The organism is Nocardiopsis kunsanensis DSM 44524 (assembly GCF_000340965.1).
In the GTDB taxonomy this organism is placed as follows: domain Bacteria; phylum Actinomycetota; class Actinomycetes; order Streptosporangiales; family Streptosporangiaceae; genus Nocardiopsis; species Nocardiopsis kunsanensis.
In genome coordinates this window covers 60,580-73,909 of record NZ_ANAY01000033.1, presented here as the reverse complement: position 1 = coordinate 73,909, position 13,330 = coordinate 60,580, and the positions used below count along the sequence as shown (strand labels likewise).

The 13,330-nt window shown below is 69.9% G+C and carries 11 protein-coding genes; 8 read left to right on the top strand and 3 right to left on the bottom strand.

What is annotated here, in order from left to right:
* Positions 1-304: 304 nt before the first annotated feature.
* The gene (locus D456_RS24505) at positions 305-811 is read left to right on the top strand and encodes a transposase family protein (RefSeq protein WP_017577716.1); all 507 of its coding nucleotides are present in this window, start codon (positions 305-307) and stop codon (positions 809-811) included.
* Between the two features lie 8 nt (positions 812-819).
* Here the strand turns inward: D456_RS24505 and D456_RS26000 are convergent.
* A protein-coding gene (locus tag D456_RS26000; protein ID WP_086002113.1) for an IS5 family transposase occupies positions 820-1,616 on the bottom strand; the annotation gives its coding sequence in 2 pieces (ribosomal slippage) (positions 820-1,280 and positions 1,280-1,616; 798 coding nt in all).
* Between the two features lie 35 nt (positions 1,617-1,651).
* On the opposite strand from D456_RS26000, the gene D456_RS0118710 reads away from it, so the two are divergent.
* Both D456_RS0118710 and D456_RS0118705 read left to right on the top strand, forming a co-directional pair.
* Positions 1,652-1,906 carry a hypothetical protein gene (locus D456_RS0118710; RefSeq protein WP_193373852.1) on the top strand — a complete coding sequence of 85 codons (255 nt, stop codon included), beginning with the start codon at positions 1,652-1,654 and terminating at the stop codon, positions 1,904-1,906.
* A 153-nt stretch (positions 1,907-2,059) separates the two neighbouring features.
* Positions 2,060-2,773: an SWIM zinc finger family protein gene (locus tag D456_RS0118705; protein WP_017577712.1), complete on the top strand. Its 714-nt coding sequence runs from the start codon at positions 2,060-2,062 to the stop codon at positions 2,771-2,773.
* Between the two features lie 72 nt (positions 2,774-2,845).
* On the opposite strand, the gene D456_RS0118700 is transcribed toward D456_RS0118705, so the two are convergent.
* Together D456_RS0118700 and D456_RS0118695 are read right to left on the bottom strand one after the other, a co-directional pair.
* Positions 2,846-5,023 (bottom strand): WD40 repeat domain-containing protein, encoded by a 2,178-nt coding sequence (locus tag D456_RS0118700; RefSeq protein ID WP_020480254.1) that lies wholly within the window; start codon positions 5,021-5,023, stop codon positions 2,846-2,848.
* 105 nt (positions 5,024-5,128) lie between these two features.
* Entirely contained in the window at positions 5,129-7,303 is a 2,175-nt protein-coding gene (locus D456_RS0118695) for a WD40 repeat domain-containing protein (RefSeq protein ID WP_017577711.1), read from the bottom strand.
* A gap of 422 nt (positions 7,304-7,725) precedes the next feature.
* Here D456_RS0118695 and D456_RS0118690 point away from each other — a divergent pair, with 422 nt between their 5' ends.
* The 5 genes from D456_RS0118690 to D456_RS0118670 all read left to right on the top strand — a co-directional run bounded on the left by D456_RS0118690 (position 7,726) and on the right by D456_RS0118670 (position 13,159).
* On the top strand, positions 7,726-8,433 hold the full coding sequence (locus tag D456_RS0118690) for an MOSC domain-containing protein (protein WP_017577710.1): 708 nt from the start codon (positions 7,726-7,728) through the stop codon (positions 8,431-8,433).
* Positions 8,434-9,082: 649 nt separating this feature from the next.
* Positions 9,083-9,613 carry an RICIN domain-containing protein gene (locus D456_RS0118685; protein WP_051049499.1) on the top strand — a complete coding sequence of 177 codons (531 nt, stop codon included), beginning with the start codon at positions 9,083-9,085 and terminating at the stop codon, positions 9,611-9,613.
* Positions 9,614-10,233: 620 nt separating this feature from the next.
* Complete coding sequence (locus D456_RS0118680; protein ID WP_017577708.1) at positions 10,234-10,452, top strand: hypothetical protein; 219 nt, start codon at positions 10,234-10,236, stop codon at positions 10,450-10,452.
* An 80-nt stretch (positions 10,453-10,532) separates the two neighbouring features.
* Positions 10,533-11,792: a tetratricopeptide repeat protein gene (locus D456_RS0118675; RefSeq protein ID WP_017577707.1), complete on the top strand. Its 1,260-nt coding sequence runs from the start codon at positions 10,533-10,535 to the stop codon at positions 11,790-11,792.
* 242 nt (positions 11,793-12,034) lie between these two features.
* The gene (locus D456_RS0118670) at positions 12,035-13,159 is read left to right on the top strand and encodes a DUF4185 domain-containing protein (protein ID WP_017577706.1); all 1,125 of its coding nucleotides are present in this window, start codon (positions 12,035-12,037) and stop codon (positions 13,157-13,159) included.
* Positions 13,160-13,330 lie beyond the last annotated feature (171 nt).

Sequence of the window (13,330 nt, the reverse complement as noted above, 5' to 3'; positions counted from 1 at the left end):
GATCGCTCGTGCCGTGCTCGTTCTTCAGCTCCGAGAAACAGGATGAAAAAGGCTCACTGCGCGGAACATCCGACCCCTCCCCACACAACGAAACCGAACGTCACATCTGCGCCTGAATTTTCACGGACAACAGTGAGGTTTTCTCAGCGAAATGCGAGCCAGGAAGCCGGACCAAGAACGCAAAAGAGACAGAAGCAGACATTAGGGAATCACCTCACGCAGACGTGAAGCCCCTGGTAGGACGGTTCTCTTCCACAAGATCGTCCGCTGAACCAGAGGCCTCACGTTGGTCCCCTATTCTGCCATGCTCGATGTCCCCCGCCACGTCGTCGAGTTCCTTGCCCGGCACCTGGCCGCCCACCGCCGCATGATCAGCACCCCGCAAGGCTCCCGAACCCTGGGCCCGTTCGCCCAAGCGCTCTTCGCCCTGCGCTGGTTCCGCGAAGCCGGAAGCGTCCACCGCCTGGCCCGCGATGCGCACATCTCCCAGGCCACCGGCTACCGCTACCTGCACGAGGCCATCGACATCCTGGCCACACAAGCCCCTGACCTGCACCAAGCCCTCCACCAATGCCAAGAACAGGGCGCGGGCCACGTGGTCCTGGACGGCACCCTCATCGACTGCGACCGCGCCGCCGGCACCAACGAGAAGGGAAACGACGAGTGGTACTCGGGCAAGGCCAAGCACTTCGCGGGCAACATCCAGTTCCTCGCGACCCCCGACGGAACCCCGCTGTGGGTCTCCGACGTCGAGCCCGGCTCCCGCCACGATCTGACCTGCGCCCGCATCCATGCCCTGCCCGCGCTTTAGAGCTCGTCTCATTTGGCCAGTCTGCGGTAACAAATCAGCGTGCAGGCGATGCCGGCGAAGGCCAGAAAGTGGTCGGCTTTGCGTTCGTAGCGGCGGTGTAGGCGGCGGCATCCGGCCAGCCAGGCCATGGTGCGCTCGACTTGCCACCGGTGTCGCCCCAACCGCTTCGAGGACTCCACGCCCTTGCGGGCCAGGCGATGGACGATCCCACGCCTGCGTAGCCATCGGCGCAGGTGGGTGTAGTCGTACCCCTTGTCACCGTGCAGCTTGGCCGGTTTACGCCGCCTGGGTCCACGGCGGGACCGGATCGGAGGGATCCCCTGCACCAGGGGTTGCAGGGCCTGGCTGTCATGGGTGTTGGCCCCCGAGATCGCCACGGACAGGGGCAGGCCGGACTTGTCGGTGATCAGGTGGACCTTCGCGCCTTTCTTGCCTCGATCGACAGGATTCGGACCTGTCAGGTCCCCCTTTTGAGGGCCCGCATGTTGACCGAGTCGATCGCGCACCGCGACCAGTCCAGCTCACCGCGGGAGCCGAGCTCGTCCAGGACCAGGCGGTGGAGCTTGGCCCAGACCCGGGCCCGGGTCCACTCGGTGAAACGCCGGTGCGCGGTGGGCCCGGAGGGACCGAACACCGGCGGGAGCTGAGCCCATGTGCAGCCGCTGTTGGCCACGAAGATGATCGCGGCCAACACTTCGCGATCACCGTGTCTGCGTCGGCCGCCACCCTGAGGCCGGGTGGGTGCCTCGGGCACCACCCGCTGGAACAGTTCCCACAGCTCGTCCGGCACCAGCCGCTCCACCATCGACACACGGCCAGGCTACCGAGAATCCAAATGAGATGAGTTCTTATGCCGTGCTCGGGCAGGAGCCGAACGCCGAGGCCGCGCATGCGCACAACCTCACCGTCGTGTCGGACCTGGCCCGCAAGCTGACCCGGGGAGCCGTGCGCGGGGACCGGACGGAGCTCTGGCGGCGCATGTGCACCGACGCGGTCCGGGAGCACGACTGGCGCAGGGATGCCGCAGGCCCGGCTCTGCCGTCCCTGGACCCGTCGGAGGAACTGCTCTTCCGGGCCGGCCACCCGGCGAGGTGAGGAACAGGCGCGGGCCGGCCGCGGCGTCCGGGGGACCACGGGGAACCAGGTGCCGTCCTGCGGACCGGTCTGCGTGCCCGGGCGAGGCCGTGTGTTGCGCAGCCGGCCCCGCTCGCGTTCGATGCGGGCCGGGCCTTCTGGTTGACTTCCCGTATGCCTGAACTCTCGCGTGAACACCTGCTCGACATCGCCGGACAGCCTTCCTTCGACCGCGCGTTGGATTACCTCGACCGTGTGTCCGGCCGACGCCTCAGCCAGGGCCGGGTACACGCCACCGTGAGCGGGAGTGCCCGCTACCGCGTCCAGCTCTCCGACGAAGGCAACTTCTCCTGGGGCTGTGATTGCCCCTGGGCACTGGAGGGCAACTGCTGCAAGCACGTCGTCGCGCTGGGGTTGGTGCACCTCTTCGAGCGCGAACACGGTGAACAGGCTCCCCAGGTGCCCGATGCCGCCGTACACCTGCGTTCCCTGGACCACGAGAGCCTCGTCGGGCTCCTGCTGACCGAGGCCGGGTACTCCCCCGCCCTGACCCTGGCTCTGGAGCTACGGGCCGCGGCCGCAGCCGGGGACACGGAGGCGCTGTCGAGCCTGGTCGCGGGCGAGTTGGAAGTGCACGAGCCCTTCCCCCGGGAACAGGCGGCCGATTACGCCCGTGCGGTGCACGCCGTCGTCGACACGGTGCAGCTACTGGAGGAGACCGGCCGGGCCGGGGCCGCCGCGGAGGTCCTCGAGGCCGTGTACGCCTACACCGACGAGGTGGAGGACTTCGTCGAGGACGACGACGGTGAGATCGCAGCCGCCCTGGAGCGGCTGCACCAGAGCACCACGGAGGCGGACAGCACCCCGGCCGGTTCCGTCCCCGGGTGAGGCGGTCGCGGAGTGTCACGGCACCGGGCCGTAGGGCCGGCTGTTCGGCTCCGCGTCCCGCCCCCGGCTGTGTCACCCTTTCCGGCTTTCGTCCTCGACCAGGTCCACCAGACGCACCCCGCCCTCACCGACGACCGCGAGGGTGGTTCCGTCCGGGGAGAACTCCGCGCCGGTGGTGGCCCCGATGGTTCTGGTCCGGCTCAGCGGCTCCAGGGTTTCCAAGTCGTGCAGGGCGAGTGTCCCGTCCCCTCCGCACCAGGCCAGGTGCGTGCGGCTCACAGCGAGAGCGCGTGGATGGTCCACCCGCCGTGTCTGCGATGCCCAGTTCTGCTGCATCCGCTCACAGGCCAGCTGTGTCCCCGTCGTCACGTCCCACAGGGTCAGCACGAGTTCCTCGACCCAGTCCCCGTCCCTCTCGCGGGTGAGGGTGCGTACGTGGAAGCTGACCAGTCGGTCCGCGTCCGGGGTGAAGCGCAGGAGCATCCACCGCCCCTCCGGCCGACCCGCGCCGAGTTGGCGGGTGCCGCCGTCGACCAGGTCGAAGAGGATGATGCGTGATCCTCTACCCGCGAGGGCGTACAGCTCCTGCCCGGGGCTGACCGCATCGGGGGCGTGGGGCCCGTACATGCTCGTGTAGAGGTCGAAGTCCCTCCCCTCCTGGCGCGCGGCGTCGATCAGCTCCTCCTGCGCCTGAGGATCCAGGTGGGGGAAGGGGCATTCCGGCCCTGCCGGCAGCGGCTCGGCCGGCTCGCGGGCCTGGACCACGAACCATTCCTCGACAGCCGGGGAGAACACCGCCACCTGGCTCCCGTCGGGGCTCCACACGGGCGTGGTCACCCGCGTCTCGAAACCGCTGCGGCGGGTCTGTCCTGCTTCCGGCCTCCACAGGCGCACACCGTTGTCGCCGCCCGTGGCGAGCAGGTCCGCCCCGGGCGACCACGCCAACGCTGTGGTCTCCTCCGGGGCACAGTCGAACCGGGCCAGGACCGACGGCTGGGCGTCCGGTCCCATCTGCCACAGGACGATCTCGGCCCACCCCTGGTGCCGGGAACGCAACTCGGCCAGTGTGCGCCCGTCGGGGGACCACTCCACCGCTTTGGTCCAGGCATCGGCGAAGGCGCGTTCCTCCTGCCACAGGGGCCGTTCGGCGTCGGGCTCGCACAGGGCCACCCCGCGTCTGGAGAACACACAGAGGCGGTGGCCGTCGGGGTTCCTGCGTACCCCGGTCACGGTGTCCCACGGCACCCCGCGGGCCCACACGCGGTACTCGGGCCCCAGGCACGGGTCGGGCCAGGTCACCAGGAGGCTCTCCGGCATGGTGTGTGCCCCTCCCGGCACCTGTTCGCTCCCTCGGGCCAGTGCCGTGAGAGTGCCGTCGGAGTTCCAATCCAGATCCAGGATCTGCCGCACCTTGCCGCCGGGCAGGAGCCACGGGGACCGCTCGTCCTCGTCCACGGCCCACAGGCGCACGCCGATGTCCTCCCCGACGGCGATCGTCCGGGAGTCGGGGGACCATGTGATGACCGGCCGTCCACCGAACCCCAGCCGTGGCGCGGTGGGGGTGGCGGCGATCTCCTTCCAGGTCGCGGTGTCGTACACGAGCACCATGTGCACGTGCTCGACGCGGCTCTCCCAGCCGTGGACGTCGCCCTCGTCGTGCTCGCCCAGGTCGGGGAAACGGTCGCTCCGGCCCAGCACCGCGAGCCTGCGCCCGTCGGGGCTCCACACGGCCACGTCCAGGGAGGCCCCGGTGATGTCGATCCGCCGCCGGCTGCTCCAGTCGCGCGGGTCCCAGATCCGCACGCAGGAGTCGTAGGCACCGACGGTCGCCAGCTGCTCGCCGTCGGGGGACCAGGCGATCGAGCGCACCGGGGCACGGTGGCCGGTCAGCACCCGCACGAGCCGGAGGTCGTCCGGTGCGTTCTCCGGTCCGCGGATGGTCAACCGTTCCGGGGGCAGGGCCCGTTCCACACCGGTCAGCCAAGCGAACACCAGCGGCCGCCGGACGAGGAGGTCGTGCAGGACGCAGGCCACCTCAGCCCGGTCCTGGGGCCGCACGAGCAGATGGGCGTGGCTCAGCAGCAACCACCGCAGGTACCCCGGCGGGGAGGAGGGGTCGGTCCCTGCCCGCGACTGGTCGGCGATGCCGTCGGCCACCGCCTGAGGACCCTGGGTGAAGACCCGGTCCACAAGGGTGGCGTAGTCCCTGAGCCGATCGGCAGGATCGTAAGGGGTTTCGGAGTCGTCCACCCCCGGCACGCTAACGGTTCCCCGTCCTCCCCGGCCTGCCCCCGAGGTGGCCGATTCCGGTCAACCACGACTCCCCCGGCGGGGTGCGCCGGTCCCGTGCCGGGGTCACCGCGCCCGGTCCCCGACCTCGACCAGGTCCACCACACGCACCCCGCCGTCGCCGACCACCGCAAGCGCGTCCTCGTCGGGGGAGAACACCAGACCTGTCGCGGCCCCGGTGGTCCTGGTCCTACTCACCGGCTTCAGGGTCGCCGAGTCGTGCAGGGCCACCGTCCCCTCGCCCCCGCACCAGGCCAGGTGCGTGCGGCCCACGGCGAGGGCACGCGGATGCTCCACCCGCTCGGTCTCCGACGTGCGGTCGCGCCAGAGGCGTTCACGGGCCGACGGTCGGCCCGTGGCCACGTCCCACAAGGTCAGCACGAGTTCCTCCTCCCGTTCCCCTCCGTCCTGCCGGGTGAGTGTCCGTTGGTGCAGGCTGACCAGACGGTCCGCCTGGGGGGTGAACCGGAGCAGCATCCACCGGCCGCCGGGCCCCTCCTTCCCCAGGAGGCGACTGCCGCCGCCCCTCAGGTCGAAGACCCTGATGGGGTCGCCGTCCCCCGCCAGGGCGTACAGCTCCTGCCCGGGACTGACCGCGTCGGGGGCATGGCGGCCGTACACGCCCGTGTAAGGGTCGTGGTCCTCTCCCTCCTGGCGCGCGGTCTCGACCAGTTCCTTCTCCTTCTCGGGGTCGCGCCGGGGGAAGGGGCACTCCGGGCCGAACGGTTCCGGCTCGGCCGGGTCGCGGGCGTCGACCACGAACCATTCACCCAGGCCCGGGGAGAGGACCGCCACGTGGGCGCCGTCGGGGCTCCACACAGGTGTGGTGACCCGCATGTCGAAGCTGCCGTGATGGGGCTTTCCCGTTTCCGGACGCCACAGCCGTACCCCGCTGACCCCGCCGGTGGCCAACAGGTCTGCGCCGGGCGACCACGCCAGCGCGGTCGTCTCCTCGGGGGCGCAGTCGATCCGGGCGGACACGGACGGTTCGCGGCCCCGTTCGGTCCCCCACAGGACGATGTCGGCCCACCCCTGGTGGCGGGAGCGCAGCTCGGCCAACCTGTGCCCGTCGGGGGACCACTCCACCGCCCTGGTCTGCGGCCCCAGGTGTCCGAAGCGGCTGCGCTGCCACAGCATCCCCGAGCCGTCGGGTTCGCACAGGTCCGGTCCCCTGCCGGCGAACAGGCAGGCCCGTGCGCCGTCGGGGTGCCGGCGCAGCCCCGCGTACGGCCGTCCGGGCAGCCCCTCGTGCCAGCTCCGGAAGTGCGGAGCTGTGTTCGGTTCCGGCCAGGTCACGAGCATGCTCGCCGGTACTGTCGGTCTCTTCCCGGACAGGTGCTGCTCTCTCTGCACCAGTGCCGTCAGAGTTCCGTCCGGGTGCCAGTCCAGGTCGAGGATCTTGCGCACATCCGGTACCGGCCCGAGCCAGGCCGGCTGTTCCGGCGCCTCCATCGCCCACAGGCGTACACCGATGTCCTCGCCGATGGCGAGCGTCCGGGAGTCGGGGGACCAGGCCAGGGACGGCCGGTCCCCGGTCCCCCACCGTGGCGCGGTGGGGGTGGCGGCGATCTCCTTCCAGGTCGCGGTGGCGTACACGAGCACCATGTGTACGTGCTCGACGCGGCCCTGCCGTCCGTGGACGTCATCCGGTTCGTGCTCGCCCAGGTCGGGGAAACGGTCGCTCCGGCCCAGCACCGCGAGCCTGTGCCCGTCGGGGCTCCACACGGCCTCGTCCAGGGAGGCCCCGGTGATGTCGAGCCGTTCCTGCCGACTCCAGTCGCGTGTCCGCCAGATCTGCACGCAGGAGTCGTAGGCACCGACGGTCGCCAGCTGCTCTCCGTCGGGGGACCAGGCGATCGAGCGCACCGGGGCACGGTGGCCGGTCAGCACCCGCACGAGCCGGGGGTCCTCCGGCACCCCTTCCGGGCCCCGGGCGGTCAACCGCACCGGAGGCAGGGCCCGTTCCACACCGGTCAGCCACGCGAACACCGGTGTCCGTGGGGCGAGGAGGTCGTACAGGACGCAGGCCACCTCGGCCCGGTCATGGGAGCGCGCGAGCAGGTGGGCGCGGCTCAGCAGCAACCACCGCAGGTGCCCCGGCGGGGAGGAGGGGTCGGTTCCGCCGGGCACATGGTTCCCGATCTGGTCGGCCACCGTCTGGGGGCCCCGGGTGAAGATCTGCTCCACGAGGGTGGCGTAGTCCCTGAACCGGTGGGCAGGGTCGTGTGCGCGTTCGGGCATATCCACGTTCGGCACGCTAACGGCCACAGCCCACCACGAAACCTCCGGTTCTGTGGCCGGTTCCGGCCAGGGGCAGTACGGTAGGAACGAAGGTCACGAGTACGAGTGGTGGGCGGTGGACCCGGCCATTGGGGAGCCGGCCGGGGGGGGCGGTCCCGCCGGTACACATTTGCGCTGTGCAGAGGTCAGTGAACGTCTCACTCGGCGGCACGTTCGTGCCCTCTTCCGGCGCGTGCGTCCTGGTCCGGCGGAAAACAGGTACCTTCCGCCCGGGCCTCTCGCCCAGGTAGGACGAGGACGACGTGGCGGTCGGCCCGCTGGGCGGTGCCGGGCAGGGACAGATGCCGGGCCTGGTGGGAGCCGCTGACTTGGCGTGTAGCACGATGGTCCCGTACCTGTGTGCGTGACGAGGAGTGGTGGCCATGGTCGATGCCCGGTCCGGCGCCCGAGTGGTGTCGGTACATGCCGGTCCGGTCCGGCGTTTCGACGACGGTGCCGGACGGTCCTGGGTCAGCGCGATCGGCAAGTCCGCGCTCTCCGGCCCCGTCCGGGTCGCGCAGGACAGCCTCACCGGAGATGAGCAGGCCGACCGGCGCCACCACGGCGGCCCGGACAAGGCGGTGTTCGTCTACCCGTGCGAGCACTATCCCCGCTGGCGGGAGGAGCTGGGCCTGTCCTCGGTGGGGCCGGGTGCCTTCGGGGAGAACCTCGCTGTGGAGGGCCTGACCGAGGACGAGGTCTGTCTCGGCGACGTGTGGCACGTGGGCGGAGTGGTTCTGCAGGTGAGCCAGCCCCGCCGCCCGTGTTGGAAACCCGCCCGCCGCTGGGGTGTGTCCGATCTCGTCCCGAGGATCCAGCGCAGCGGGCGCACCGGCTGGTACCTGCGGGTCCTCTCGTGCGGCTTTCTGCAGGAGGGCGATGCCATGGTGTTGCGTGAGCGCCCGTATCCGCGGTGGACGGTAGCGCGGGTCAGCCACACGATGCGCGCACCCGCCGACGACCTCGCCACCACGCGGGCCTTGGCAGAATGCCCAGCGCTGCTCGATCGTTGGCGCGAGGAGCTCACCCGCCGCCTCGGCCGGATCCGTCACGGCGGGGAGGAGCCGGCCGGCGACGGAAAGGCCGGGTGAGGCAGGCCTGCGGCGTTCACACGGACGCCGGCGAGCGCTCCGGCCCCTCCCCAGCACGTTCGTGGCTTCGACTTCGTGGCCTCGGCCGGTGAACCGCCGGAAACGGCGCCGCAGCGCGGCCGTACCCGGCTGAGGCCGGCCCGGTCCGCCCGGCTCGCATGCCGGCCCACCCGCTTCCTCGCCCCTGCGGCCTGTGGGTCCTGCCCTGGCCACGGGGCCTTCTCCCACCCCGGAGCATCGGGGCGAGCCGCCCCAAAAGCGCACCAACCCACCTGGCGGCACAATTGTTTCGAACCCTTTCGTCTCCACATCACTTGGGAAATCCTGCTCTTCACACCCCCGCACACGGGAAAAATCATGACCCTTCCGAACAGTTTCGGGGTGCAGGTAACAGCAACCCGATCCCCTGCCTCTCCCCGCCCCTGATGCTCCTTTTCCGTGGATGATAGGGGAAATATACGGCAACACGCTTCCACCTCGATACCGGCACCCCGGTTACGGAGAAGCAAAAATACAGCCCCGACGAAAGCTTCGGGGATAATTCTTGAAAACGGCCCGCGCAAGAATGGAAACTGTCGGCGGCAACCCGGCCGGCCGCACCGGCGGGGTGAACATCTTCCTGGAAGACACCTGAACCAGAAGGAAAACAATGGTAATTCCCCGCAAGGCAGTATCCGCAGCGACCGCCTGTGCTGCGGCTGTCGGGATGCTGCTCCTGTCCCCCGCCGCCGCGTCCGCCGAAGTCTCTCCCGGTGACTACCGCATCGCCTTCGAGAAGAACGACGCCGAGGTGGTCCCGTACGGGGGTTCCACCGCACGTACCGACATCCGCGTATGGCCGGCCGACCACGTGGGGATGCAGTGGGACGTCTCCTATGCCGGGCACAGCTCGGGCATGGCCTCCTACGAGATCCGCAACCTGCGCAGCGGTCTGTGCATGCAGCCCAAGAACGGCAACACCACCGCCAACCAGCGGATCGAGCAAACCACCTGCAGCCACCGCAACGAACAGCGCTGGCACGTGTCGGACGTCGGAAATGGTGCACAGCAGATCGTTCCCGTGAAGAACACCCAACTCGGCGTCACCCTGGAGAACCCGGCCTGGAACGGGTCCTTCCTCAAGCTCGGGTACCACAACCCGTCCAACCCCGACTTCAGGTGGCGTTTCAACCGCATCTAGCGGAAAATGACCACAGAAGTGGGTAAGCCTCGGTGATGGCGTGGTGGCGAAAGAGGGCCTCCGGACCGGGCGTGGATCTTCGGGATCAACGCTTGGAGTCCAGGAGGCCCTTGTTGGTCTGGTCAGCTCGGTGGCGAAAATGCCCTGCGACCGTGTGGCTCTTGCCGGAACACGGGTGTTCCGGGACGTGTGCGCCGCGCACGGTGATGTGTTCCTGGGGGCGCACCAGAACCGATGAGCGTAGCCGCCCACAGGGTCGCGCATGTCCGACCACACAGCTCGACCGTCCGGCACCACGGCTTCCGAGGACGAGCCGCCGGCTCTCCCGGATCCGCACTGTCCCCGACGAGGACGGACCACCCGATGCCCGAGCTTCCTGCTGACAACCCGGAAGGGCTGAGCAGCTCCGCCCGCTTCCGCCTTCACCGGGGGCCGGTCCTGGCCGTCACCGAGCAGTACTCGCTTGTCTCTGATGGGGCCCGTGGGGCTGAAGAGGCTCGGGGTGGAAGAAGGCACTGCTCGCAGTCAGGCCGGAAGCGGACAGAGGCCTTGTGGCGCCAGGGATGCGTGTTAAATTCGGCTCCTCCTGAAGGTCCCACGCGACCCCCGATAGGAGAGCCATGGACTTGGAACTGCTCGCCAAGGACCCGTCCTCCGGCGGCAAGGGCTGCCCCTCCGTCTACCTCAGCGACACCGGAGAATTCGTCGTGCAGGGCGCCGTTCTGGCAGCTGAGGACTGGGCAAAGGTGCAGAATCCCCTTCCCGGCGAAACTGCGGTGCGCATCTCTCCCGACGTCGTCATCGCGGCAGTCGAACAGCACCGCCGGAGACAGGCCTGACCTCACACCGCACCGGGCCCGCCGTTCGGGGCAGGGCCCGGTGCCCTCCTCCGGTCCGAACGACCTTCGAGGAGGACGAATTGTCTGACCTGCGCTCCGTGATGTCGGCTTCCTACCGGGCCCTGGACGGCGACACCGCCCGGTTCTTCCGCCGTCTGGGTCTGCATCCGGGTCCGGAGTTCTCCCCCGGGGCCGCCGCCGCACTCACCGGCACGCCGCTCGACCGTGCGCGGAAGCTGCTGGACCAACTGACGCGGTCCCATCTCGTGGAACGCCCACGCACGGACCGTTACCGCCTGCACGACCTGGTGCGGTTGTACGCCCTCGAGCGGGTCGATGACGAGGACGGGATCGACGCGGCACGCGAGGCCGTCGGAGACGTGGCGCGTTGGTACACCCACGCCGCTGCCCGGGCCCAGCTGGCCGAGCATCCGAATTTCCCCGTGGTCCGGGGGAGCGAGACACCCGAGGAGCTTCCTGCCCTGACCTCTGTGGAGGAAGCACGGGCCTGGTTCGAGACCGAGCGGGCCAACCTGGTCGCCGCCGCGGAGGCCGCCCTTGAACACGGCCACCACGACGTCGCCTGGCGCCTGCCCGCAACCGCCTACCCGCTCTTCGAGATGCACCGGCACTGGCACCAGTGGCGCGATCTGCACACTCTCGGGCTGCGGGCCGCCGAGGAAGCCGGCGACGCCTTCGGCGCGGCCCGCAACCACCTGGGGATGGGCGACGCGCAATGGCTGCTGGGAGAGCTGGATGAGGCCTCGGGCCACTACCGCGCGGCTCTGGAGGCCAACAGGGGGCCGGGTGACCCGTGGGTGGAAGGGTTCGCGCTACGCCAGCTGGGCGAGGTGTCCTGGCAGCTCGGCGAACACGAGAGCGCTCACGCCTTCGTCGAACGCGCCATCGCAGTCCTGGGTGAGGCGGGCGAACGCCGGGGTGAAGCGATGGGATTGCTGAGCCTGGCCGAGCTGAGCGCGGACTCCGGGCGGTGGGAGGAGGCCCTCGACCGCGGCCGGGCAGCGGTCGCGGCCTTCGAGGGCATCGATGACGTGTGGAGCGTGGCGTGGGCCGGCTGCACTCTGGGGCGTGCCCTCCTCGGCTCCGGCCGAGCCGTCGAAGCCGCCTCGCAGTACCGCACGTCCATCGCGGTGTTCGAGGAGCACGAGGACGGCGACAGCCGGGCCGTGGCACTGCTGGGCCTGGGCGAGGCGCACGTGGTGTTGGGGGAGACAGAAAGTGCCCGCCAGGTGTGGGGTTCGGCCCTGGACCACTTCACCGACCACGGGGACCCGCGCGCTGAGCAGGTCGCGGAGCGTCTGCGCGGGCTGGAGGTCTGAGCACGCGGTGGTGGGCCCCGGCGCGGGCGGGTCCGGGCCGGCCCTGACCGGGGGTCCTGGAAGCGTGTTCGGCTCCGCGAGGTCTCATGCCCTCTCGTTGCTCGGGAAAGGCCGGTGGAAACACCGCCGGGACCGTGCGCTGTGCCCTCACCACCGTCCGTAGAACTGTTCGTTGGGGTGGTTGACACCGCCGCCGCGGGTTCTCGATGCTGAGCATCCACTACTCACAAGTAGGAGCGAACTTGACCGACCGCGGTGACAGAAACCCCCCGCACGCGGCCGCGCCCCGGATGAACCGGTCCGCGTTTCTTCGCACCTCGGCCGGGGCCCTCCTCGGCTCCGGACTCCTGCTCGGCGCAGCCTCGCCGGCCCGAGCCGACGACGTAGGATCCCAAGCACTGCAGGTGACCAAGGTCGCCGATCTCACCGGCCCCGGACTGACCACACGCTTCCGGATGGAGGCCACCGACCTGGGCATCCCGGTCCGTACCCCCGACGGACGGACGCTCTTCGTCTTCGGTGACAGCTTCGAACAGGCCTGGGTCGGCGGCGGGTGGTGGCGCTCGCCCACCGCCCTGTACTCCACCACCACCGACCTCGCTTCCGGTGTGCAATGGTCGGGGGCCGTGGGCGGTGAGGCCGCCCAGCAGCTCTGGTACTACGACCACGACAACCCGGTCTTCACCACCGTGCTGCCCTCCGACGTGATCACCATCGGCAACAGCATGTACCTGCACGCGATGGTCAACAACGGCCTGGGCAACGTGGTCTGGACCGAGATCTGGCGTTCCGACGACTCCGGCGCCACCTGGGTCCACACCGGCGCCGAGTTCGCCCCCGACCTGCACGGCGGCCTGTTCCAGCTGCTCACGTGGGGTGAGGGCAACGACGGCTACGTCTACGTCTACTCCACGTCCTTCGACCGCAGTCGGCCGATCATCCTGCACCGGGTCCGGTCCGGTTCCATCGCCGACCCGGCCGCCTACGAACCGTGGGGCTACCGGGACGGGGCCTGGGGCTGGGGCAACCCGCCCACACCGGTCCTCGACGGCGCCTTCGGCGAGATGTGTCTGCGCCCGCTCGGCGGCAAGTGGGTCCTGACTTGGTTCAACGCGGGCGATTACCGTATCGACGGCATCATCGTGGACACGCCCACCTCGAACCTGCACACCGCCCATCGGCGCACCCTCATCCATGGCGGCGCGTGGGGGCACGAGGACGGTTCCCACGTGGCCCAGCTCTACGGCGGTTACATCATCCCCGGCTCGACACTGGACGATCTGCATCTGAGCGTCAGCCAGTGGAACACCGAGGAAGGCTGGCCCTACCGGGTCATGCAGCACCGCATCCGCGGCTTCGCGGCATAGACGCGGCTGCCGCGCAGGAAACCATCGCGGAGAAACTCGGTCCCGGCGCGGGAAACACCGCGCCTCAGCCCGGTCCCGGTGCTCAGCGGCAGCACCGGGACCGGGCCCGGTTTCGACACGGGGGCTGTCGTTTCTTCCCGAAACGGCCCGGCCGGACGGGGTTCGCCCTTC